This window comes from Ruegeria sp. CDSB117, from assembly GCF_059611005.1.
On sequence record NZ_JBXWOS010000016.1, the window covers coordinates 81,288 to 104,884 of the forward strand.

At 56.0% G+C, this 23,597-nt stretch carries 22 protein-coding genes; 11 read left to right on the forward strand and 11 right to left on the reverse strand.

What is annotated here, in order from left to right:
* The first annotated feature begins 79 nt into the window (after positions 1-79).
* The 3 genes from AC2FJC_RS16855 to AC2FJC_RS16865 all read left to right on the forward strand — a co-directional run bounded on the left by AC2FJC_RS16855 (position 80) and on the right by AC2FJC_RS16865 (position 3,174).
* The gene (locus tag AC2FJC_RS16855; RefSeq protein WP_496740358.1) at positions 80-994 is read left to right on the forward strand and encodes a LysR family transcriptional regulator; all 915 of its coding nucleotides are present in this window, start codon (positions 80-82) and stop codon (positions 992-994) included.
* Between the two features lie 155 nt (positions 995-1,149).
* Entirely contained in the window at positions 1,150-1,908 is a 759-nt protein-coding gene (locus AC2FJC_RS16860) for a hypothetical protein (RefSeq protein ID WP_496740359.1), read from the forward strand.
* A gap of 267 nt (positions 1,909-2,175) precedes the next feature.
* The gene (locus tag AC2FJC_RS16865) at positions 2,176-3,174 is read left to right on the forward strand and encodes a LacI family DNA-binding transcriptional regulator (RefSeq protein ID WP_496740360.1); all 999 of its coding nucleotides are present in this window, start codon (positions 2,176-2,178) and stop codon (positions 3,172-3,174) included.
* On the opposite strand, the gene AC2FJC_RS16870 is transcribed toward AC2FJC_RS16865, so the two are convergent.
* Positions 3,175-4,308, reverse strand: coding sequence for a Gfo/Idh/MocA family protein (locus AC2FJC_RS16870; protein ID WP_496740361.1), 1,134 nt, complete (start codon positions 4,306-4,308; stop codon positions 3,175-3,177).
* A gap of 39 nt (positions 4,309-4,347) precedes the next feature.
* Complete coding sequence (locus tag AC2FJC_RS16875; RefSeq protein ID WP_496740362.1) at positions 4,348-5,451, reverse strand: Gfo/Idh/MocA family protein; 1,104 nt, start codon at positions 5,449-5,451, stop codon at positions 4,348-4,350.
* Between the two features lie 115 nt (positions 5,452-5,566).
* Between AC2FJC_RS16875 and iolC the strand changes: the two genes are divergently transcribed.
* The 3 genes from iolC to AC2FJC_RS16890 are packed head-to-tail and all read left to right on the forward strand — an operon-like array spanning position 5,567 to position 8,229.
* Entirely contained in the window at positions 5,567-6,547 is a 981-nt protein-coding gene (iolC, locus tag AC2FJC_RS16880; RefSeq protein ID WP_496740363.1) for a 5-dehydro-2-deoxygluconokinase, read from the forward strand.
* A 9-nt stretch (positions 6,548-6,556) separates the two neighbouring features.
* Positions 6,557-7,393 carry a 5-deoxy-glucuronate isomerase gene (locus AC2FJC_RS16885; protein ID WP_496740364.1) on the forward strand — a complete coding sequence of 279 codons (837 nt, stop codon included), beginning with the start codon at positions 6,557-6,559 and terminating at the stop codon, positions 7,391-7,393.
* On the forward strand, positions 7,390-8,229 hold the full coding sequence (locus AC2FJC_RS16890) for a class II fructose-bisphosphate aldolase (RefSeq protein ID WP_496740365.1): 840 nt from the start codon (positions 7,390-7,392) through the stop codon (positions 8,227-8,229). Before AC2FJC_RS16885 ends, AC2FJC_RS16890 begins: the two co-directional genes overlap by 4 nt.
* A 9-nt stretch (positions 8,230-8,238) precedes the next feature.
* Here AC2FJC_RS16890 and iolB read toward each other — a convergent pair whose 3' ends face one another.
* From iolB to AC2FJC_RS16935, 9 genes are all read right to left on the reverse strand, one after another.
* Positions 8,239-9,045, reverse strand: a complete 807-nt coding sequence (iolB, locus tag AC2FJC_RS16895; protein WP_496740366.1) for a 5-deoxy-glucuronate isomerase — start codon at positions 9,043-9,045, stop codon at positions 8,239-8,241.
* 48 nt (positions 9,046-9,093) lie between these two features.
* Complete coding sequence (locus tag AC2FJC_RS16900; protein ID WP_496740367.1) at positions 9,094-10,275, reverse strand: phytanoyl-CoA dioxygenase family protein; 1,182 nt, start codon at positions 10,273-10,275, stop codon at positions 9,094-9,096.
* A gap of 49 nt (positions 10,276-10,324) precedes the next feature.
* Positions 10,325-11,224 (reverse strand): myo-inosose-2 dehydratase, encoded by a 900-nt coding sequence (gene iolE / locus AC2FJC_RS16905; RefSeq protein WP_496740368.1) that lies wholly within the window; start codon positions 11,222-11,224, stop codon positions 10,325-10,327.
* Complete coding sequence (gene iolD, locus AC2FJC_RS16910; RefSeq protein WP_496740369.1) at positions 11,221-13,053, reverse strand: 3D-(3,5/4)-trihydroxycyclohexane-1,2-dione acylhydrolase (decyclizing); 1,833 nt, start codon at positions 13,051-13,053, stop codon at positions 11,221-11,223. Before iolD ends, iolE begins: the two co-directional genes overlap by 4 nt.
* Before the next feature lie 81 nt (positions 13,054-13,134).
* Complete coding sequence (locus AC2FJC_RS16915; protein WP_058274555.1) at positions 13,135-13,953, reverse strand: ATP-binding cassette domain-containing protein; 819 nt, start codon at positions 13,951-13,953, stop codon at positions 13,135-13,137.
* A 1-nt stretch (position 13,954) separates the two neighbouring features.
* Positions 13,955-15,079: an ABC transporter permease gene (locus AC2FJC_RS16920; protein WP_496740370.1), complete on the reverse strand. Its 1,125-nt coding sequence runs from the start codon at positions 15,077-15,079 to the stop codon at positions 13,955-13,957.
* Positions 15,080-15,160: 81 nt separating this feature from the next.
* Positions 15,161-16,102, reverse strand: coding sequence for a sugar ABC transporter substrate-binding protein (locus AC2FJC_RS16925; RefSeq protein ID WP_058277254.1), 942 nt, complete (start codon positions 16,100-16,102; stop codon positions 15,161-15,163).
* A gap of 136 nt (positions 16,103-16,238) precedes the next feature.
* A complete protein-coding gene (gene iolG, locus AC2FJC_RS16930; protein ID WP_496740371.1) occupies positions 16,239-17,237 on the reverse strand; it encodes an inositol 2-dehydrogenase in 999 nt (332 codons plus the stop codon).
* 76 nt (positions 17,238-17,313) lie between these two features.
* Positions 17,314-18,216 (reverse strand): LysR substrate-binding domain-containing protein, encoded by a 903-nt coding sequence (locus tag AC2FJC_RS16935; RefSeq protein WP_496740372.1) that lies wholly within the window; start codon positions 18,214-18,216, stop codon positions 17,314-17,316.
* A gap of 173 nt (positions 18,217-18,389) precedes the next feature.
* Between AC2FJC_RS16935 and ugpB the strand changes: the two genes are divergently transcribed.
* The 5 genes from ugpB (at position 18,390) to AC2FJC_RS16960 (ending at position 23,503) form a co-directional block, all read left to right on the forward strand.
* Complete coding sequence (ugpB, locus tag AC2FJC_RS16940) at positions 18,390-19,700, forward strand: sn-glycerol-3-phosphate ABC transporter substrate-binding protein UgpB (protein WP_058277255.1); 1,311 nt, start codon at positions 18,390-18,392, stop codon at positions 19,698-19,700.
* Between the two features lie 61 nt (positions 19,701-19,761).
* Positions 19,762-20,643 carry a sn-glycerol-3-phosphate ABC transporter permease UgpA gene (gene ugpA / locus AC2FJC_RS16945; RefSeq protein WP_058274560.1) on the forward strand — a complete coding sequence of 294 codons (882 nt, stop codon included), beginning with the start codon at positions 19,762-19,764 and terminating at the stop codon, positions 20,641-20,643.
* Positions 20,644-20,663: 20 nt separating this feature from the next.
* Positions 20,664-21,500, forward strand: coding sequence for a sn-glycerol-3-phosphate ABC transporter permease UgpE (gene ugpE / locus AC2FJC_RS16950; RefSeq protein WP_496740390.1), 837 nt, complete (start codon positions 20,664-20,666; stop codon positions 21,498-21,500).
* 3 nt (positions 21,501-21,503) lie between these two features.
* A complete protein-coding gene (gene ugpC / locus AC2FJC_RS16955; protein ID WP_496740373.1) occupies positions 21,504-22,559 on the forward strand; it encodes a sn-glycerol-3-phosphate ABC transporter ATP-binding protein UgpC in 1,056 nt (351 codons plus the stop codon).
* Positions 22,559-23,503: a glycerophosphodiester phosphodiesterase family protein gene (locus tag AC2FJC_RS16960; protein ID WP_496740374.1), complete on the forward strand. Its 945-nt coding sequence runs from the start codon at positions 22,559-22,561 to the stop codon at positions 23,501-23,503. Before ugpC ends, AC2FJC_RS16960 begins: the two co-directional genes overlap by 1 nt.
* The last annotated feature ends 94 nt before the right edge of the window (positions 23,504-23,597 follow it).

Here is a 23,597-nt window from a genome sequence, read left to right on the forward strand (position 1 = left end):
TCAAAATTAGCTTAAATTCAGTGTTAATAAAAATGCAAAGATGTTATCTTATCTTGCAAATTAGTAAAGAGTCCACCTGATGAATATCAAAGCCCTTCGCGCCTTTCGTGCCACCCTTTCCGAAGGAACGCTGGTTGCTGCATCTGAAATTCTGCACCTGAGTCAGCCTGCAATCAGCCGACTGATTTCCGGGCTTGAGGCAGAATTGGGCCTGACCCTGTTTGACCGCAGCGGCCGCAACTTGACTCCGACACGCGAAGGGATGGCATTCTACCGCGAAGCCGGGCGTATCTTGGACAACCTTGATGAAGTGCCCCGCATCGCTGCAGAGATTAAAGCCGGACGTACGGAAACACTGCGCGTGGTCACGATGCCGCGTATCGCACGGGCAATTTCGGCGCCTGCACTTGCGATGTTTTTGCAAGCCCACCCTGATACAAACGTAACTCTGGACATCCGGGCACGACGTGAGGCCAGCAAATGGCTTGCCGGACGTGAATATGACATCGGCATCGGAGCATTGCCGGTCGAGCATCCGGGCGTCAGGACAAAACCCCTGCTGCGGGTCCGGGCGCAGGCTGTTTTGCCTGTTGCGCATGCATTGTCTGATCGCAAGTCGGTAACCGCCACTGATCTCGCCCGCGAGCCGGTCATTCGACTGATGAACGGGCTTCTATTACGCGAACAGCTTGATGACATCTTCCGGTCTGCGGGCGTCAATCCCAGACATACCTGCGAAGTCGCGGCGTCCCAGCTTGCCTGTTCGCTTGTCGCGGAAGGCGCCGGTATAACCATTGCTGACGAGTTGGTCGCAGCACAGGAAACAAAAGAACGTCTGGCCCTGGTTCCAATCGCACCAGAGCGCTGGATGACCTTTGGTTTGTTGTACCCCGCAACGCAGGAGAAATCTCAGGCGCTTCAGGATTTTGAGGACGTCCTGTTTTGGCAGGCGTCCGAGCTATGCAAGAACAGCCCAACTTTGTCTCTTGCCTGACAGTCGTTGTCAGGCAGATTCAGGCCCATGTTCCATGCCATGCATAGGCCAAAGCAACGATTGCAACAGAGCCGATGCTCAAGCATCTTGAAACCCCCGATCCACGATCATTCATGGGCTGCGCGAATTGCGTGGCGCAGCTGACGGACACCAAAATGAAAAAGTTGAGCGCAATCGTCGCAGACTGCCGGGTCATCAATTTACCCGATAACAATAGCAGACGGCTTCATATGACCAACTTGATGAACAGGCACGACATCAGTTTTTCATTTTCAGAAGGCAGCGCCGGACAAAGCCATGCCTTAAACTGCGCCCGCGCCCACCTTGCAGCGCTTGAGACAATCAAAACGCTCCCGGCATTGGTTCTGGAGGATGATGTCTCCGCGTCGACCGAAGACCTGACCATTCCTGAAATTCCAAAAGATGCGGACGTTGTTTATTTGGGGGTTTCGCCCTTCGGCTGCTTTCCCTGGACACGTCGCTATGTTCAACGTTTCAGCCACCGCGCGTATTACAACCTTGCACTCGCTTCGACTGAGAACAGTAATTGGCTGAGGCTGCATTCTATGGCCGGCGCAGTAGCTATTCTCTATGTGTCACCAGCAGGTTTGGATGCGTGGCGGTATTCCATGCGGGCGGCCATAAAACAGAGTAAGCCGTTTGATGTGTTCACTGCCTACAAGATGACGTCCCTGAACGTTTATGCACCTCACCGCCCCGTTTTTTACGAAGAACCCAGCCTGCAGCGCCCTCTTAAACATGTTACCCCTGAACAAAGACTGCGATGGACGACAACACCCTTGTCACCAGTCAAAGCAGGCACAATCGTCACTGTGCCCACCAAAAGCGGGGCAATGCGCGTTCGGGCTGAAGTGTGCGGAGATAACCGTCTTGAATGGTCACTGCTTCAATGAGGTCGGGAAAGGGGTATTCTCAGGTTGCTGGCCACGCAATGTCAGGGTCTTTAAGTGCGATGCGCCTGCCTAAACCCCTTCGATACAGCGTCTGGATCTACAGATTGCAACCAAGTCCGAGTGCCAAAGCCCTGGCATGCCCCTTTGCAAGGAACCCAACGTCTTTTCAGCGCAGCGTTGCAACCGATTGCAAACCTGACGCAATAAGGCGTAGTATTTTCCCATGAATTTAACTGAAAGCCACCCCCGAACCTATCGGTGCCAGCCATGAGTGTGACCCTCAAAGAAGTGGCCGCACTGGCCGGTGTATCTCGCTCTGCCGTATCGCGGACCTTTACCGAAGGCGCATCCGTCTCACCAAAGACACGTAGCAAGGTGGAAAAGGCTGCGGCCGAACTGGGGTACAGCCCGAATGCCTTGGCTTCTTCGCTGACAACCGGACGCACCAAATTGATCGGGCTGATTTCCAACAACTTCCACAACCCCATTTTTCTTGAAGTCTTTGACCAGTTCACCCGCGCCCTGCAGGAACGCGGCCTGCGTCCGCTGATCGTGAACCTGACCGATGAAACCGAGCCGACAAACTCGGTCCGGATGCTGCGGCAGTATTCTGTGGATGCTGCCATCGTCGCCTCATCTACCTTGCCGCCCAGCTTTGCCAAGGCGTTCCACGATGCAGGTGTTCCGGTTGTGCACACTTTCGGTCGATCAGCGACGTCGCCAGAGGTGCATGTTGTAGGCATAGACAACGTTGAATGCGGGCGCATGGCCGCGCGCGAGCTGTCGTCGCGGGGGTATCGTCGAATCGGCTATCTGGGCGGCCCAAAAGATGCGACATCGGCGATGGATCGGTATCGCGGTTTCATGGAAGAAGTAGAAAGGCACCCGGGACTCGAAGTGACGCATTGCTTCGCAGGCGCCTATTCATTTGAAGCCGGGCGAGAAGAAATGCTTCAACAATTGGCGGAAGGCCCTGCAGAGGGATACTTTTGCGGCGACGATATTTTGTCCATAGGCGCCCTGTCCGCATTGTCCGATCACGGGCTGAAACCGGGTAAAGATATCGGCATCATCGGCCTGAACGACATGGAGATGTCGCGCTGGGAAAGCGTGGACCTGACGACGATTCATCAGCCGATCAAGCAAATCATTACCGCATCCGTCGATCTGGTCGAAGAGATGTTGAAAGACCCCGAGCGTTACCCCGAGGCCCGTATTTTCCCCTGCCGTGTGATCGAGCGGGGCACACTGCGACCCCGATCCTGATCAGCGAAACATTGGCGGGCGCGCGTCCGTCCATGCCCCGTCATTTTTCGCCGAAGTCACTGCGGCATGCACGGCTGCAATCGACCGCACTCCGTCGGCAGGTGTCGGCAGACCATCACGCGCCTCTCCGCGAATAGCATCGGCAAGATCGCAATAGATGTTGGCGACGGCCAGCGGGAACCCTTCGGGATGGGCGATCGCCACACGGGACAATCTTTGCGCATCATCGTGAAGACCGCCTTCGCCTTTTTCGATGATCTGCGTGCGGCCACCTACAGGCGTATAGATCAATTGATTGGGCTGCTCGGACGTCCAGCGAAGACCTCCGGTTTCGCCAAAGACCTGAATGTCAAACCCGTGCTGACGCCCAATTGCCACCGATGAGGTCCACAACCGCCCGACAGCACCGCCTTCGGTCCGGAAATTGACCATGGCGTCGTCCTCAAGTTCGCGGCTTGAAATCGTAGACGCCATATCTGCAGACAAGGTTTTGACTTCATCGTCACTGATGAAGCTGGCCATGTGCAGCGCATGGATACCGCAATCTGCGAACTGGCCAGACACGCCGGCCATCGCTGGATCATAGCGCCACCGCACCCGAGGGTTATCGGCGTCAGTCGCGTCGCCATGGTGGCCATGGCTGAAATTCGTCACAACTAGGCGAACCTTGCCAATATCCCCGGCGCGAACCATCGCGCGCGCCTGGCGCACCATCGGATAAGCGGAATAGCAATAGTTCACGGCACAAATCTTGCCCGAGGCCTCTGCGACGCGAACGATCTCTTGGCCCTCTTCCACGGTCATTGTCATTGGCTTTTCGCAAAGCACATTGAACCCGGCTTCAAGGAACGTTTTGGCAATCTCAAAGTGGGTGGAGTTCGGAGTGGCGATTGTCACCAGATCAACCCGGTCGGGACGGTCCTTTTCCCCGGCCAGCATTTCCTGCCAGTCGCCATAGGCGCGATCCGTCGCCACGCCAAGTCTTTGCGCATATTCCCGCCCAACATCGGGTCGGTGATCCAAAGCACCCGCAGCGAATTCAAACATCCCATCCGCCAACGCTCCTAACCGGTGTGCGGGTCCGATCTGACTGCCTTCACCACCACCAATCATGCCCCATTTCAGCTTTGCCATGGTTCTCGTCTCTCTTAGATGATCTCTTAGTTTTTGTGTTCAGACAGTGCTGACGTCCTGCCACTGCCGCTGCTCTGACGACTTTAGCGCCGCAGCAAGGACGCAGTTGACCTCATGCCCATCTCGGAATGTGGGCCAGATTGATTTGCCAGTGTGAATGGCCTCAAGAAAATCTTTGGCCTCAATGATGATCTGGTCCTGATAACCTGTTCCATGACCGGGGCCCTGACAGAAAGGCTCATAATCGGGGTGCGCCGGGCCCGTCAGGATCTTAGTGAAACCCCTTTCTTCCTCTGGTCCTTCGCGCCGATAGAGCCACAGGGCGTTCTGATCTTCCTGATCGAACCGGATTGCGCCTTTGGTGCCTGTAATTTCATAGGCATAGCCCATCTTTCGCCCCGTCGCGATGCGGCTGACATAGATATTACCCATCGCACCACCGGCAAACCGGCACATTATCTGGGCGTGGTCATCATTGGTAACGGTGCCGCCTGGGCGTTCACTATGAACCGTTTCCACTTCGGCCATAACCTCGACAATCGGACCGATCAGGGCCAAAGCACCGTTGACCATATGTGGGGCAAGATCCCCAATTGTGCCGTTGGCCATTCCGGACGTTCGCCATGTAGCCGGAGCGTCGGGGTCGGCATAGAAGTCCTCAGTATGCTCGCCGCGAAACCAGGTTATGTCCCCCAATTCACCGTTGGCTATCAACTGACGGGCAAACTGTGTTGCGGGCGTTCTGACGTAGTTGAACCCGACCATATTGGTGACGCCCTTGGCCTCGGCCATGGCAACCATTGCGCGCCCATCATCCAAAGAAGATCCGAGGGGTTTTTCACACAACACAGGCTTGCCCAAGGCTAATGCGGCCTCTGCAATCTGTCTGTGCGTTGTTTGAGGCGAGGCAATCACGACGGCATCAACTGCCGGATCATTGACCAGCATAGACCAATCCGAGGTCGCGCGACGAAAGCCGTAAGCCGCGCGGTATCGCTCGGCGCTTTCGGGCGTGGACGCACAAATCATCTCAAGTCGTGGCCGCAAGGCGGTGTTGAACACTGCGCCAACGGCTGACATCGCGACTGAATGAGCTTTGCCCATATAGCCGCCGCCAATAATTCCAATTCCGATTTCAGGCATCTGCAACGGCTCCGAACAATGTATTTGCAACCGGTTGCAAAATCAGTATCGTGTGAATCGATTCAACGCAAGGACCAACGATCCTCGCCAGCCCATTTTTGCCGGAGGACATGACGTGAGCGCTTTGATAGACGGTATCAAAGGAAACCGGTTCGCGGTCTTTGGACGCGCGGGCATGGACCTGTATGCCAATCCCGTTGGTGTTAAAAGCGAAGACGCCGACACGTTTCACGCCGATCTGGGCGGTTCATCGGCAAATATCTGCGCGGGGCTGGTCAAACTGGGCAGCCAGGCATCCTTGATCACTTCGGTCTCAGATGATGCGGTTGGCCGCTTCTGCCTGAATAAACTTGCTCATTACGGTGTAGACACGTCCTATATCCGCGTCGTCGGCGGTGAATACCGCATGTCTCTGGCCGTTTACGAAAGCCGGATCGAAGAATTTCAAAATGTCATCTACCGCAACGGCGCAGTCGACTTTCAGGTGACCGAGGATGACATGGACAAGGTCGACTACGGCAAATTTTCAGCCGTGATATCTGCCGGAACGGTGTTTGCCGCTGAACCCTCGCGCAGCGCCACGTTTCGCGCGTTCGAAAACGCCCGCAATGCGGGTTTGCCGTTAATTTTTGACATAGACTACCGTCCCTACAGTTGGCCATCACCTGAGGTTGCCGCCGAAGTCCTGTCGCGCGCGGGCGAAGCAAGCGATCTAATCGTCGGCAATGACGAAGAATTTGGTTTCATGGCAGGCGGCATCGACAAAGGCTTCGCCAAAGCCAAGGAGTTGGCGGCGAAACCGGGCCGGATCGTGATCTACAAGATGGGCGAAAAAGGCGCGGTAACTCTGGTGGATGGGCAGGAAATCGAAACCGGCATATATCCGGTAGAGGCTGTCAAACCCAACGGTGCTGGCGACAGTTTCATGGCCGGCTTGCTGGCCTCGATCGCTGCTGGAAGCGAGCCTAAAGAAGCGGTTATGCGCGGCTCAGCCTGCGCCTCAATCGTCGTGTCCAAGCCCGGCTGCGCCCCGGCCATGCCAACAACTCTGGAACTGGACGCATTTCTTGCGGCCAATCCCGGCCCAACGACATAGGAACCCCTCATGCACATCGCTCCCTATGACAATCAGAACAAACCGATCGTCGACGCCGATGATCCAACGGTTCCGCTGAACTACTTCAACATCGTCAAACTGAAAAAGGGCGAAGCGTTTGAATATCAGGTGCCCGGTTATGAGACCTGTATCGTGCCCGCCACGGGCAGTGTCGATGTCGATGTAGAAGGCGAGCAGTTCGCCAAGCTGGGCAAGCGGGGCGAAGACGTCTGGGATGGGGATCCGGAAGGCGTTTATGTGCCGGTCGGCGCTAAGGTCCAACTGGTCTGCGTGTCGGATGAAACCGAAATCTTCATAGCGGGCGCCAAGTACGACAAGGTACTGGTTCCATTCGATGTGCGTGAACACGACCTTGTGCAATACGGCAGCGACGACACGAAAACGCATCGCAAAATCAAACACATCCTCGGCCAGAAACAGCACGACAAAGTGGGTCGCCTGCTGATCAGTGAGCTGTTCACCGTGGGTCAGGGCGGCTGGTCCGGCTTCCCCAGCCACAAGCATGACACGAACCGTCTGCCGGACGAGACGCGGCACGACGAGACCTACAATTTCCGTTTCAAACCCAACTGGGGATCGGGCCTTCAGATGTTGCAGCGTGAGGATAACGAACCGGGCGACGCCTATCACATCGTCGACGGCTCAACGATCTGCATCGACAAGGGTTATCACCCCTGCTGTGTTCTGCCGGGATACGAGATGTACTATTTCACCATCCTTGGCGGTCTGACTCAGCGTTCGCTGGTCCAGTACTTCCAACCAACCCATGCCTATCAGGTCGAGACCATTCCAGGCATCAAAGACATGATTGCCAAATTCAAATGACCCTCGCCACACTCAAAGACGTCCTCACCCCTGCATACGAAAACGGCTACGCTGTTGGCGGGCTTGTTACGCTGGGATGGGAGGATATGCGCGCCTATGTAGCCGCAGCCGAGGCGGAAAATGCGCCGGTGATCCTTCAGGCTGGTCCAAGCTGCCGCGAACACACACCCCTGCCTGTTCTGGGCAAGATGTTTCGATTCTTGGCCGAGAGTGCTTCGGTTCCAGTCGTGGCCCATCTGGATCACGGTTATACATTCGAGGACTGCAAGATCGCATTGGACAGCGGGTTCACATCGCTCATGTTTGACGGGTCACGCAAGCCGCTGCAGCAAAACATCGACGAAACTGCTGCTATCGCCGAAATGGCCCATGCGGCAGGTATTTCCTGCGAAGGTGAAATCGGCTTTGTCGGCTATTCCGGCGGCGAAGGATCGAACGGGACAGACCCAAACGAGGCCGCGCAGTTCGCTCGTGAAAGCGGCGTGGACGCGATGGCCATCTCAGTCGGAAACGTTCATCTGCAACAGAACAAAGAAGGCGGATTAGACGAGGCTCGCATCGCCAAAATCGACGCTGCGACAAGTGTTCCGTTGGTCATTCATGGCGGCTCTGGCGTGCCTGTGGAACAACGCAGCAGGTTGGCGCGGGAAACGTCGATCTGCAAGTTCAATATCGGTACCGAACTGCGCATGGCATTTGGTAACGCGCTGCGCGAGGCAGTCAACCGAGACCCTGACAGATTTGACCGCGTGACGATCCTGAAAGAGACCCACGACCCGGTTGCGGCGGCAGCCCGCATGGTCATTCGGGCCTTTGGTGCGCCCGCGCAAAGGTAGGCGTGGGCGTTATGCGTCGCGCTCCATGATCCATTCAACTTCGGGGGCCGGAACAAAGCGCCATTTGCGCAGCGGTCCGGCCATAACGTTCAGATAATACATCTCGAACCCATAAGGTGCGCCGCATGGGTGATGACCGCGGGGCACGCAAACAACATCGCCATCGGATACAGCCATAGTCTCATCTAACTGCCCATCATCGGTATAGACACGCTGAATCCCGAACCCATTCGCCGGGTTCAGACGGTGGTAGTAGGTCTCTTCCAGATAGGTGATCCGCGGAAAATCATCTTCATCGTGTCGATGGCTGGGGTACGATGACCAATGCCCGTTTGGCGTAAACACTTCGGTCACCAGCAAGCTATCAGCATAGTCCTCATTCTCCATCGCTATGTTGTTGATATAGCGCGCATTTACGCCCTTGCCGCGCTCGGTCAGAGTAATGCCTTCGGGGCCGATGCGTCGCGCAGAGTGGCCACTCTTGCCCGGGGCTGTACACACCGCAATAACGCAATCCGTTTCGGCTGCGGCCGTCCATTCTGTGCCGTTCGGCAGATAAAGACAGTGCGGCGGCGTCTTCTCGAAAACGTTCATCCGATCGCCCAGAACACCCCAGTCCCGCTCAGCTCCGGCGATGCGGGCCTTGCCCTCGACCATGACCAGAATGACCTCGCGATCACCCGTTGCCTCGGCCACTGTATCGCCTGCCCGAAGGTGGTAAAGCCCAAACCCCACATAGCGCCACCCGGCGCTGGCCGGAGTTATGTCATGAACTTTTCCTCGACGCCCAAAGGGCTTTTTGAGCAGGTCAGCCATGTTTTCTTCTCCGTATTGGGCGGGTTTGACTAACCCGCCCTTATTGTCTCAGGCGGCTTGCCTTGATTGCAGTGCCGAGAACGTCTCGGCCAATTGTGGTTCGGTCCAGCCTTCAGACACAGCACGACGCAGTATATCGGCCTGACTTTCCGGTGCGTTGCCTCCTACGGGCGGGTCCGTATCCAGATTGGTTGGGAAAGGATACCCCTCGGCTGTGGCGGCAATGGCCGCGTCCAATTCGGAAGCGACCAACGCGCCGCGTTGTTTCAACGCAATAAGCGAAGGATACACCGCCTCAGACATGGACCGCCGGTCAACGGTTTCCATCGCGCGGCCAAATGCAGATGAGATTTGCAACAAGTTCGCCATCCGGTCGATATCCGCACTGCGATTTTCACCAGCCGCATGGAACAGTGCCGGGTTGAAGAACACAGCATCCCCCTTGTCCAGCGCCAGCTGGATATAGCTGTCTTCGAAATGCGCGCGGTGGCCCTCGTCATGAAACGCCAGGTAGCCCGGCGGATAAAGCTGCGAGAACGGCAGCAGCTTGGTTGGCCCGCTTTCGACCGGCATATCGCAATGGGCGACCGCCCCTTGCAACGTCAGTGATGCCGTGACCAGATGTGCATGTGCGGGATAGCGCGCAGCGCTATCCGCACTTTGAAACCCAAGGTGATAATCCCTGTGCGCCTGCTGCGCCTGACCACCTGGACGCACCTGATTGATCTGTGCCGTGACCTGATAGTTTGGCCCCAACCACGCCTCGCAGGCTGCAGCAACAGCCGTGTTCCCGAAATAGAGGGCAAAACCCTCGGGGTCGCGCAGGCATTGCTTTTGCAGGGCGTTCCAGATCCGATCATTGGCCCCGGACGCCGCAAAGTGGTCACCCTCTCCCGCGCCGCTTTGTCTTTCGTCAACTATTATCTGACGAAAGACATCGGTTGCGCGGTCAATCACGGACGTATCAGCGAACGCACGTTTCAGAACGATCACGCCTGACGATTTGTCCAACACATGGCCCCACTCGGCCAGCAGAGCCTTACGCTTACCTACGTTTTCCAGCGCAGGGCGCAGCTCGTCCATGTCATAGACTGGAACGTTCTTTTCGATCGTGGCGGAGTACGGGACGACATCGGCTGTAAGGTTCTGCGAGGTCAACACCTTGAATTCATCCAGATCACAGGATTCCCGGTCGAAATAGCCGACAAAACCTAGCTGTTGATCTACCATGATCTTCTCCTTTTTCATGGCTTCGGTGTTAACCCCGAAGGGAGAGTTGTTACGCCTGGACCTCCAATCCTGCCTGTCCACAAACGTCGAGAATGTGCTCGTAGCCTTTCTTGGAGTATTCATATGGCGGAGCCTTGGCCGGGTCCTGTTCGGCCTCGACAACGATCCATCCGTTGTAATCCATGGACTTGAGGGTATTCGCCACGGCCTGAAAATCGATACAACCATCGCCCGGCACGGTGAAAGCTCCGGCAACGACCGCGTCCAGGAAACTGCGGTCATTTTCTTTTACGTCCTGCACAATGGCCGGGCGGATGTCCTTGAAATGCACATGATGCACGCGATCACCCCAGCGGTTCAGCGTTGCCATCACATCGCCACCACCGAATAGCAGGTGACCAGTGTCAAAGCACAACTTTACTTCGGGTCCAGACCCTTCCATCAACCAGTTCACGTCATCCTCTGTCTCGATGACCGTGCCCATGTGATGATGATAGGCCATCGGCATACCCTGGTCGGCCATCCATTTAGCCAGCTCAGTGATCTTGGCGGCATAGGCCAACACTTCATCTTTAGTCAGCCTGGGTCGGTTGTTCACCGGCGTACCCGCTTGACCCTGCACGGTGTTCGAGCATTCCGCATAGACGATGCACGGGCTGTTTAGGGCCACAAATTGTTCAACCTGTTCCCGCACAGCCTCACGTTCTGCAGCGAAGTCATTGACCAGCGAGGCACCCGAGCACCACCCGCCACAGAGCGCGATGTCACTGCCTTCCAGATAGGCACGCAGCCCTTCAGTATCGCCGGGCATCCGCTGGCCACGCTCGACACCGGTGTACCCGATCTCACGCGCCTCTTTCAGGGCCTGTTCCATAGTGTACGCCGCCGTCAGGTCCGGCAAATCGTCATTTTGCCAGGCGATCGGAGAAATCCCGATTTTCACGCTCATTTCGTGTTTCTTTCCTTAATCGCCAGCTCATAAGCCGCGCGTTTTTCGTTCACTTCAGGACGGATGCTGACCTCAGGCACCGCCACTTCCCACCATGTGCCGCCGAACTCGGTCGACGGATACGGATCAGTGTCGATGACCACCACGTAAGGCCCTTTGACTTCGCCACGTTTGGCCAGCGCGTCTTCCAGCTCGGCAATCGAAGTGACCTTGATCGAAGTCGCCCCCATCGCCGCCGCATGGGCCGCGAAATCGATAGCAGAGGGGGTCTCATGCACGGCATGATCCAGCAGGTTGTTAAACTCGGCACCACCTGTGCCCATTTGCAGACGGTTGATGCAGCCAAAGCCGCGATTGTCGGTAATGACGACGGTAAACGAAACGCCCATCATCGCCGCCGTCGCCATTTCTGAATTCGCCATCATATAGGTGCCGTCGCCGGTAAAACAGATCACATCGCGATCCGGTTGCGCCATCTTGATGCCCATCGCACCGGCAATCTCATACCCCATGCAGCTAAAACCATATTCCATGTGATAGGCACCGGGACGTGGCGCTTTCCATAGTTTGTGTAGCTCTCCGGGCATGGTGCCCGCCGCGCACATGACGACAGTGTCATTGTTCGAGGCACGCTGGACCGCACCAACAACCTGCATATCTGTCGGCAATGCATTCCCGTCGCCGGGGGTATCGGTCAACTTGTCGACCTTGCCAAACCAATCCGCTTTGACCGTATCCGCAACCGGATCGGCGCGGTATCCCTGCAAGGCCGCTCCCAGCTCCTCTAGCCCAACGCGCGCATCGGATTGCAATGGCATCGCACCGTGCTTTTCCGCGTCATAAGCCGCAGTATTCAGGCAGATCATCTCGCGCTGAGGGTTTGAGAACAGGCCCCACGATCCGGTAGTGAAATCCTGCATGCGAGAGCCAACGGCCAGCACCAGATCCGCTTCAGCGCAAACAGAATTGGCCGGTTCGCCGCCAGTCACCCCTACAGGCCCGAGGTTCAACGGGTGATCCCATGCAAGCGCAGACTTACCTGCTTGTGTCTCGGTGATCGGGATATTGTGCGTTTCCACGAAACTCTGCAGCGCATCCGTCGCGCCCGAATAGTGAACTCCGCCACCCGCCACGATGACCGGGCGCTTTGCCGCTTTGATGGCAGCGACGGCGCGGGCCAGTTCACCTTCGTCGGGGCGAATGCGGCGCTGATACCAGACGCGCGGCTCAAAAAAGCTTTCGGGATAGTCATAGGCTTCAGCCTGCACATCCTGACAAAAGGCCAGAGTCGCCGGGCCACAATCGGCAGGATCCGTCATGGTGCGGAAAGCCCTTGGCAGTGCGGTTAGCAGATGCTCTGGCCTTGAGATTCGGTCGAAGTAACGGCTGACAGGTTTGAAACAGTCGTTCGCGCTGACCGTTCCGTCCCCAAAGTTCTCGATCTGCTGCAACACAGGATCAGGACCACGCGTTGCGAAGATATCCCCGGGGATGATCAGCACCGGCAACCGGTTTACGTGCGCCAAAGCGGCCGCTGTCACCATGTTGGTCGCGCCCGGCCCGATGGACGACGTCACCGCCATCGCGCGCGTGCGCCGCATCTGCTTCGCATACGCGATAGCGCAATGCGCCATCGTCTGTTCGTTATGGCCGCGATAGGTCGGCAGACTGTCTTTCACAGCATGCAGTGCCTCACCCAGGCCAGCCACGTTACCGTGGCCGAAAATAGCCCAGACACCTGCGATAAACGGCTCTCCTGCCTCATTCATCTGCGCGCCCAGGTAGCGAACCAGAGCTTGCGCTGCGGTCAGTCTGATAGTTTTGCCCATATTGATCCCTTTCAACTCAAGGCCACCCGGCCAGTCTGTTGAATACCAGTTTTTCGAAAGCTGGGTCTGCGCGGGACCGCGTCAGACCGTTCCGCCCAAAGACCCTTCCAGCTGGGCCAGCTCCTGACCACCTGCCATCAGGTCCTGTAGTTCTTCGGGCGAAATCTCACCCCGTTTGGCAGTGCCCAGAGTTTTACCCCGGTTCAACACTGTAAACCGATCGCCGACCGCCAGCGCGTGACGAACATTGTGGCTGATGAACACCACACCCACACCCTGACTGCGCACTTTGTCGATGGTCGCCAAAACGTTCGAAGTCTGGCGCACGCCGAGAGCCGATGTCGGTTCGTCCAAAATCAAGATTTTCGCGCCAAAATGCACGGCCCGTGCAATCGCAACCGTCTGACGCTCACCACCTGACAACGTACCCACAGCCTGATCGGGACCACGCAAGTTGATACCCATTTTGCGCATCTCTTCCATGGTGATTTCGTCGGCCAACTTCTTGTCAAAAAAACTGATCCCGGCGACTTTGCGCGTGGGTTCATTGCCCATGAAGAAGTTGCGGCTGACGCTCATCAGCGGGATCATAGCCAGATGTTGGTGCACTGTTGCGATCCCAGCTTCGATGGCATCACGCGGGTCCTCAAAATGCATGGGTTTGTCTTCAAAGATGATCTCGCCAGCTGTCGGCTTATGGACCCCGGACATCGTCTTGATGAAGGTCGATTTACCCGCGCCATTGTCGCCCAGAAGGCAGTGACACTCACCCGGCTTCAGATCAAAGCTGACCCCGGCCAGAGCAATCACAGAGCCAAAGTGCTTTTCAATGTCGATCATCCGGATGATCGGATCCTGACCCTGCACATCACCGTGATGGAAATTGGTATCTTCGGTCATCTCAGCGTTCTCCTGTGATGATGCGACGAATGTAAGTATTCAGGATCACGGCACCCAACAGGATCACGCCCAGGAACACCCGGAACAGAGAGCTTTCGACCCCGGCAAAAAACAGCCCCTGCTGCACCACACCAAATATCAGGGCCCCAAGTGCCGCCCCAAGGACCGAGCCATAACCGCCGGTCAGCAACGCACCGCCGATCACCACGGCGATAATCGCCTCGAATTCCTTCAACAACCCGCGATCCGCTCCGGCGGAACCGAATTCCATCACCTGACAGGTCGCAAAAACCGTCGCGCAGAAGGCGGTGAACATGAACATCAGAACTTTGACTCTGTTCACCGGAACACCCGAGTTTCGCGCAGCCTCAGCGTCACCCCCCGAGGCAAAGATCCAGTTGCCGAATTTTGTTTTGGTCAGAAGCACATGGCCAAAGATGATAAGCGCGATGGCCCAAATAATCAGCATGGGGATACCGTCAACCACCGGCTGACCCTCGCGCGTGCCGCGTTCAAAAGTTCCGATTAGGTCATTATCACCCAACCAAACGAAAAAGCCCTGCCCTATCTTGCCGCCAAACACCGATGCCAGCCAATCGCCCTCGGCTACATCCCGAATGCCGCCAATGATTGTTTTCCGCTCGATTGTTTGCGGCAGAAAAATGGTAAAACCACGCAGAATAAACAGGAAGGCCAGTGTCACGATAAAGCTAGGCAATCCGGTGCGCACGACGATAAAGCCGTTCAGCGCCCCAATCGAGACGCAAAGTACAAAGGTCACCATGATGGCAATCCAGACCGGCCAGCTAAGATTGACCGAGAAAATCGCGATCATCATGCCCGCGAATCCGATCATTGAGCCGACGGAAAGGTCAAACTCACCCGCGATCATAAGCAAACAGGCTCCAACAGCAATGATCATGAACTGCGCGGAGACCACGGACCAGTTCATCACGCCCTGACTGGTGAACATGCCGCTGTCAAAAGCAAACAGCAGGAAAAACGTGAATACCGCGACTGTGCCGACCATTCCGCCCAATTCGGGGCGTATCAGGGCCTGGCGTAGAGGTGATATCTCTTTTACCCGCTCGTCACCACCGACTGCGGATTGCGCTGACTCTGCCATTGTTGCCTCCTTGGCGCGTTCGTCTGAATGCTTGCATCAGGTGGTGCGGACACACGTCATGCGTCCGCACCGTCTTGAAGATCAGCGGTATTCGCCCGCGAACTCTTCGATCTTTTCCAACCCGTCAGCGGTCACGAAACCGGGGCCTGAGTTGATGTTGTTGCCCGGCAGAACGCCGTAGCGGTGGTAGTTCGTCATCACGACGACTGGCAGGTAGGCCTGCAGGAAGGGCTGCTGGTCGATGCCCCACTGGATCACACCACTTTTGATGCCTTTGACGATTTCACCACCCAGATCGAAGGTGCCGAAGTAGATGTCACCGGCCATGCCGTTTTCTTCCAGCGCCAGAATGGTCGGGTCAGCCGAAGTCGGGCCAAGTGTCAAAACGGCGTCAGTGTCGGGGTTTGCCGACAGGTATGCCAGAACGCGGTTCTTGATCTCGGCCGGATCTTGTCCCGCGTCGATCATCTGCTCGCCCAATTCGATGCCCAGACCGTCTGCAAAGCCCTGACAGCGTTCTTGGCTGGATGGCTGCACGATGTAGTGGTTCACGCACAGGAACGAGCTGATGCCATCGCCTTTGGCGCGCTGGCCAGCAGCCAATCCAGCGTCATATTCCGGCTGGCCGACATACATCAGCGCACCAACTTCGCGCGCCTTTTCCGGCGTGCCGGTGTTCATGATGATGACGTCGATACCGGAATCCACGGCGGCTTTGATCGGACCTTCCAGAATGTCCGGGTCGGCCAGCGTGGTGATGATACCATTGGGTCCCGAAGCGGCGGCTTGATCGATGATCCGCGCCATGTCAGCAAGGTCACCGGTGGGCGGGTTGCGATATTCAACCTCGACACCCATCTGATCGCCCGCCAGGGCAATACCGTTCTTGATGGTGTTCCACCAGCTGTCACTGTCCGGAGCATGGCTGACCAGAATATACTTCTCGCCTTCTGCCGCAACGCCTGTGGCGCCGGCAAATGCGACTGCGCTGGCCATCAGCACACCTTTTACGATTTTTTTCATTTCCATTCCTCCCAATAGAAAATTCAATCTTGGTGCCGGGTCCGCCCGGCCATTCGGCTAAACCGAATCTCGTCTGCTCCGATCGGTGATCGAGCTTCCTTCAGTTTCCGGATATCCGATCATTTTGCAACCGGTTTCAAAAAACTTCCTCCATCGCAACGGGCCTTCCGGACTTCGCCGAGCGCGTTGCGGCTTCGGCCATCGCCAACGCCGCCACACCATCCTCAAGTGTTACCGGCACGTCCGAGCCGGACTGAATGGCGCGCGTAAACGCATCCCATTCGGCGCGGTAGGCGGCCATGTAGCGTTCAAGAAAGAAGTATGTTGGCTTCGCTCCGGTCACGCCGTCGGCCGTTGATTTAACAATTGAATTCTCAAGGACATTATGCGCCTGCAAAAGGCCCCTTGAGCCTAGTAGTTCGACCCGTTGATCATACCCGTATGCCGCCCGCCGCGAGTTTTTGATAACAGCGAGGCTACCATCCGGGTAAGTCATTGTTACCACGGCCGTATCCACGTCACCGGCCTGCCCTATTTCCGGATCGACGACAGAAGTTCCCACGGCTGAAATGGTGACAGGCATCTGCGCCATCAGGTAGTTGGCCATGTCAAAATCATGGATCATCATGTCCCGGAACAACCCACCCGATACCTTGACATAACTTACCGGAGGCGGCGCCGGATCAAACGACGTAATGGACAATAGTTCAGCTTTACCGACCTCCCCACCATCATAGGCAGCTTTTAGCGCCTGGAAATTGGGATCGAAGCGACGGTTGAAGCCAAGCATGACCGGTTGACCAGTCGCGCCTGCAGCTTTTTGGCAAATCTTCGCTCGCTCAAGGTCCAGATCGACGGGTTTTTCGCACAGGACCGCTTTGCCGGCCTGCGTTGCCGCTTCGATCAAGTCGGAATGCGTATCGGTAGGCGTTGCGATCAGAACCGCATCAATCGTTGAATCACCGATAATCTCGTCAGAGCTTTGCACCCTGGCGCCGTACTCAGCAGCCAGACCGACAGCGGCATTATTCACCGCGTCTGAAATAGCCGTCAATTCGGTTTGGGGGTGTGCCGAAATCGCTTCCGCATGCACGCGACCAATACGTCCGGCCCCCAGCAATCCGATCTTCAACATACGGTCCCCCGAATCAATTCTCAGGTGACACAATCAATATTTTTGCAACCGGTTGCAACATTTAATTTCAACCGCCCTATTCTGCCTTGAAAGGCTCCAGGCTGTCTCGAAACTGTTCGATGAATTCCAGGGTCACCAGTGACGGTTGTTTCAAAATCGGGCGAACAAGAGAAAGAGTATGCGGCAGAAATGGCTTAAACGGTCGATAGCTTAATCCGTGGGCTGCGTATTGGACGGCGTCCAGTTCGCTCACGACGGAAACGCCAACGCCTTTCACAGCCAATTCACATGCCGCCGTGAACTGCCTGACTTCAATATGGGAATTCAATTCCACGTTGGCACTTTGAAACGCTTTTGAGAGCCGTCCGAAAAAGTCGCTGTCGCGTCGTGTGTGGATAATTTTGCTGTTTACGAGGTCCGTCGGTGTAACCACAGAGAGGTTTTCCAATTCACTTCCGGTGGGGAACACACAAACCGTCCGAACCTCGATATCCCAGCTTTCGACGGCGGGGTGACCGTTAAAGCTGTCGGTGATGCCGAAATCATACTGCTCGCCGATCATCCATTCAAGAATGCGCTCAGGTCTGTCAGGTTCGATCGTCAGGGTGACGCCGGGCCGATCCTTCAAGAATCTGGCGACAACATCGGGCAAATGGCTGGTGGCGAACCCGGGCAGGCATGCAACACGGATATGACCCGCTTTGCGCTGTGTGATGTCCTGGCTGACGTCAGATATTTGCCTCATCAGTTCCAGAACACGCTCGACGCTGGGCAAAAGATACCGAACCTCCTGCGTCGGCACCAACCGGCCTTCGCGGCGATCGAAAAGCTGAAACCCAAGTGACTTTTCAAGATCCGAAAGCAACCTGCTAACGGCTGGCTGGCTCACCCCCAGGTCGGTTGCTGCCGCCGTGACAGAGCCGTTGGTTGTTACAGCCATAAGAGCTTCTAACTGCCGGACCCTAAGAATTTGACTCATTACCGATCCCAATCTGCCGCCCTCGCCTCATAACACTATGTTATTTTTTTATCCAGTAAATTGGGCTTGAATTATATTTCTGTAACGTTAACGTCGTGAAATCGTCATGTGTGCCGTTTACCCGTTGCGGTCGGTATTCAACGAAGCATCGAACCTGATGCATGGGAGGAATCATGAAAAAGAATTTTCTCGGCGCTCTTGCCGTTACAACTGCCTTGTCCCCAGTGGCGGCAATGGCACAAACCGAGGTTCAGTTCTGGCACGCCTTTACCGGCCGCCTTGGTGAGCTTGTCAAAGCCCAAGTGGAAGAATTCAACGCCAGCCAGGACGAGTATGTCGTGGTTGAAAGCCATAAGGGCAACTACTCGGAAACCCTGAACGCGGGGATCGCTGCCTTCCGCGCCGGTGAGCAGCCGCAAATCCTGATGGTATTCGAGGTCGGCACGGCAACGATGATGTCAGCCGAAGGTGCGATCCGGCCCGTCTACGAAGTGATGGCTGAAAGTGGCGCGTCTTTTGATCCCGACGCGTATATCGGTGCCGTCAAAGGATACTATACAACCACTGACGGGGACATGCTTTCGCTGCCCTTCAACTCATCCACGCCAGTTCTTTGGGTCAACCGAGACGCGTTCGAAGCCGCCGGTGTTGATCCAGATACGGATCTGTCCACGTGGGAAAAGGTTGGAGACGTACTTGAACAGCTCAAGGCCGGGGGCGAAGACTGCCCACTGGTCACCGCATGGCAAAGCTGGATCCATCTTGAAAACATGTCGGCCTATCACGACGTTCCGTTTGCATCGCAGGATAACGGTTTTGCCGGTCTGGATACCGAACTGATGCTGAACGGTCCGGCGCAGGTGGCACACCTGACCGCGATGGGTGACTGGGCCAAGGATGGCAAGTTCATCTATACCGGTCGCAGAAACGAAGGTGGCGCGAACTTCCGGTCAGGCGAATGCGCATTGTTCACTGAAAGTTCGGCAGGTTACGCGGGCATCAAGGCAGAGGCCGAGTTCGATTTCGACGTCCGTCCGCTGCCCTACTGGGAAGCCGTCACAAGTGAGCCGCAGAACACCATAATCGGTGGCGCATCCCTTTGGGTAATGGAAGGTCATGACCCTGAAGAGTACAAGGGCGTCGGAGAGTTCCTGAGCTTCCTGTCATCGTCCGACGTGCAGTCGGCCTGGCACCAGAACACCGGCTACCTTCCAATCACAGCCGAAGCGGGTGATGCGACACGTGCGGCAGGTTTTTATGACGAAAACCCCGGCACCGACATCGCTGTGATCCAGATGACCGCGAAGGAGCCGACCGCAAATTCCAAAGGTCTGCGTCTGGGATCATTCGACCAGATCCGCGGTATCATCGACGAAGAGCTTGAGGCCGTCTGGGCCGGTGAGAAAACTGCTCAGGAAGCGATGGATAGCGCGAAAGAACGTGGTGACGCGCTGCTGCGCCGCTTCGAATCCGCCAATCAATAAGTCATAACTTCATGCGGGCCCTTTTCGGGCCCGCATTATCTTTCTTCGGTGGAAATTCAGGATGGAAAAACGCGTCACCTTTCGCGGCTGGCTATTGCCATTGGCGCTTATCGCCCCTCAGGTCATCATTTCCGCCGTCTTCTTCTTCTATCCCGCCGGTCAGGCGGTGTGGCAGTCCCTGTTCATTCCCGACCCGTTCGGTCTGTCGTCGCAGTTTGTGGGGCTCGGCAACTTTGAGTTCCTGCTGAGCGACAAGTATTATCGCGCATCTTTCGTCACAACCGCCGTGTTTTCGACGCTTGTGACGCTCTGTTCAATGATCCCGGCGCTATTTCTGGCAGTTATCGCGGACAGGCTCATTAAAGGTTCGGGTGTTTATCGCACATTGCTGATCTGGCCCTATGCCGTGGCCCCCGCTGTGGCCGGTGTGCTTTGGCTGTTCATGTTCAATACACGCGTCGGTGTGGTGGCGTGGTATCTCAGCCAGCTTGGCTATGACTGGAACCATGTCCTGAACGACACCGAAGCTATGGGGTTGGTTGTTGTCGCCTCGGCCTGGGGCCGCATCAGCTATAACTTCCTGTTCTTCTTTGCAGCGCTGCAATCCGTTCCCCGCTCGGTCATCGAAGCGGCGGCAATTGACGGCGCGCATTTCTGGCGCCGGTTCTTCACGATTGTGCTGCCGCTGCTGTCTCCGACTGCATTCTTCTTGCTGGTGGTGAATGTTGTCTATGCCTTCTTTGAGACCTTCGGAGTGATCCACACGATCACTGGCGGAGGCCCACAACAGGCGACGACGATCCTAGTCTACAAGGTCTTCTCAGATGGGTTTGTTGGTCAGGATCTTGGGTCATCATCGGCACAATCTGTCATCCTGCTGATTGTTGTCGGCCTGCTGACCGTCATTCAGTTCAAATACGTGGAAAAGAGGGTGCATTACTGATGGCAGCCCAACAACACGGAATGGTCGAAAAACGCGGCGTAGGCATCTGGTTTACCCATGCATTCATGATCCTAGGCGTTTTGGTCATCTTTTTCCCGATCTGGCTGGCCTTTGTGGCTTCGACCGTGACCCAGGCAGACATCGTCTCGCCACCTATGCCCGTAGTGCCGGGTGATCAGTTCTGGGTGAACTACAAGGCGGCGCTGTTCTCGGGTGTAAACGTGCCCGTTGCAACGATGCTGTTCAACAGCCTGGTGATGGCAATTGGCATCGCGGTGGGCAAAATCATCATCTCGCTGCTGTCCGCTTTTGCGATCGTCTACTTCAAGTTTCCCGGCCGTACGACGTTCTTCTGGCTGATCTTCCTGACCCTGATGCTGCCGGTCGAGGTGCGGATTGTTCCAACCTTCGAGGTTGTTGCCGGGTTTGGCATGCTCAACAGTTACTACGGTCTGATCTTTCCCCTGATTGCCTCGGCAACAGCGACCTTCCTGTTCCGTCAATTCTTCCTAACGATCCCTGATGAACTGGCCGAAGCTGCCCGCGTGGATGGAGCCCGCCCGATGCGGTTCTTCATCGACATCGTGGTGCCCATGAGCCGGACCAATATCGCGGCGCTATTTGTGATCCTGTTTATCTACGGCTGGAACCAATACCTGTGGCCGCTGCTGATCACGACCGATCCCGAAATGAACACCATCGTGATGGGCATCAAACAGATGTTCCCATCGGGTGACGATTTTGCGCATTGGCCCACAATCATGGCGACCTCAATTCTGGCGATGATCCCGCCAGTCATCGTGGTGGTGTCGATGCAAAAGCTCTTTGTCCGCGGCCTTGTCGATAGCGAGAAGTAAGAAATGGCAACAGTAACACTTGAAAATGTCAAAAAGAGCTTTGGCCCGACGGATGTGATCCACGGTATTGATGTCAATATCGCAGACGGAGAGTTCATCGTGATCGTCGGCCCCTCGGGCTGCGGTAAATCCACGCTGCTGCGGATGGTGGCAGGGTTGGAAACGGTTACGTCCGGGGAAATCCGGATCGGCGAGGAACGGGCCAACGACAAAGAGCCAATGGATCGGGACATCGCGATGGTGTTCCAGAACTATGCGCTCTACCCGCATATGTCCGTGCGTCAGAACATGGGTTATGGCCTGAAGATTGCCGGACTTCCCAAAGATCAGATCGATCAAAAGGTGACTGACGCAGCTAAGCTATTGCAGTTGGAACCTTTGCTGGATCGCAAGCCCAGACAGCTGTCGGGCGGTCAACGCCAAAGGGTGGCCATGGGCCGTGCCATTGTTCGAGAACCAGCGGTCTTCCTGTTTGATGAGCCGCTCTCGAACCTCGATGCCAAGCTGCGTGTTCAGATGCGCCTGGAGATCCGAGAGCTTCAGGAAAAGCTTGGAGTCACCTCCCTCTACGTTACGCACGACCAGGTCGAGGCCATGACAATGGCGGACAGGATGATCGTGATGAATGGCGGTATCGCCGAGCAGATCGGGACACCACTGGAAGTATACGAAACACCCAGAACTCTGTTCGCAGCGCAGTTTATTGGCAGCCCTGCGATGAATGTGTTTGATGCCCGACGTGAAAACGGGATGGTCAAGATCGGAGAAATTGAGATCGGTGCATCCCAGGGGCCTGATATCGAGGTAAAATTGGGCATACGGCCAGAGCATCTGTTGTTGGATGAAAACGGTCCGCTGGAAGCTACGATTCAGATTGCGGAACCGTTGGGGGCAAACACACTATTGCATGGCCAACTCATAGGCTCTGGCGGCGCGATTACGATAAGCCTTCCGGGTGTTCACCCAATCGAAGGCCAGCATCCGAACATGCGGTTTTCGGTCGCCTCAGAGAATATGCACCTGTTTGACCATTCCACCGGTGAAAGGCTGCAAGGCTGATGATGTTTCCACAGGTTGAAGCCTTTCGTGGCGGTGAAAACCTGATCCGGGTTGTGGGTCATCGCGGCGCACGCGGCGTTCTTCCTGAAAACAGCATGATCGGCTTTGACTTTTCGCTGTCAATCGGCGTCCCGCTCCTTGAGTTTGACGTCGTTCTGACGGCAGATGACGTGCCGGTTATTACCCATAACCATCGACTGCATGCGCCGACCTTTCGTGATGCCACCGGTCATTTTTTGGTGGGAAAAGAGCCAAAAGTCTCTTCCCTGACCGTCGAACAGGTTCAGCAATTCGACATTGGACGGTTGGACGGTCACTCCGCCTATGGTCGCCGCTTTCCGGATCAGGCCCAAATGGATGGTGTTCGTGTTCCAACGCTGATGAACCTGCTGGATTTGGTCGATAATCCGAAGTACGGCGACGCCTGTCTGATGCTCGAACTTAAATCCGACCCTGATTTGGCCCATGATGCGCTCTACAGAGAGAATTTTGTCGGGCGGGTTCTTCAAGACGTTCGCGCCAAGAATTTGTCGTCGCGTGCGGTTCTGCACAGTTTTGATTGGAGTCTATTGGAAGAATGTCAGCGAATGGCCCCTGATATGCCGTCTTCGTACCTGACGCAGCTTCCAGATAACGCGGACGATGTGGGCGAGGACTCATCAAAAGCAGTTTGTCCGGACTTTCGCGGTCGTCGCGATGAAATTCCAAAGTTGGTCAAAGAAGCAGGCGGTGCGCTTTGGTGCCCATACTTTGCGGATGTGACCGCAGAAAATGTTGATCATGCAAAATCGTTGGGCCTGTGTGTTGCAGTGTGGACCCTCAACGAACCCGACGACATAGACAGGATGATCGATCTTGGTGTGGATGCAATCGTGTCGGATTATCCCGGACGAGTTCAAAGACATCTTTCGGATTTCGGCATCAGGTGGAATACCGCGCCATAGGACAGCCAGAATTTGCATGAATGCAAAGGGCACTGTCCTGTCCGGACTTTAAAAACCGGGTGTCCAATCCTCTCCCCAGACCTCACGCCATAGG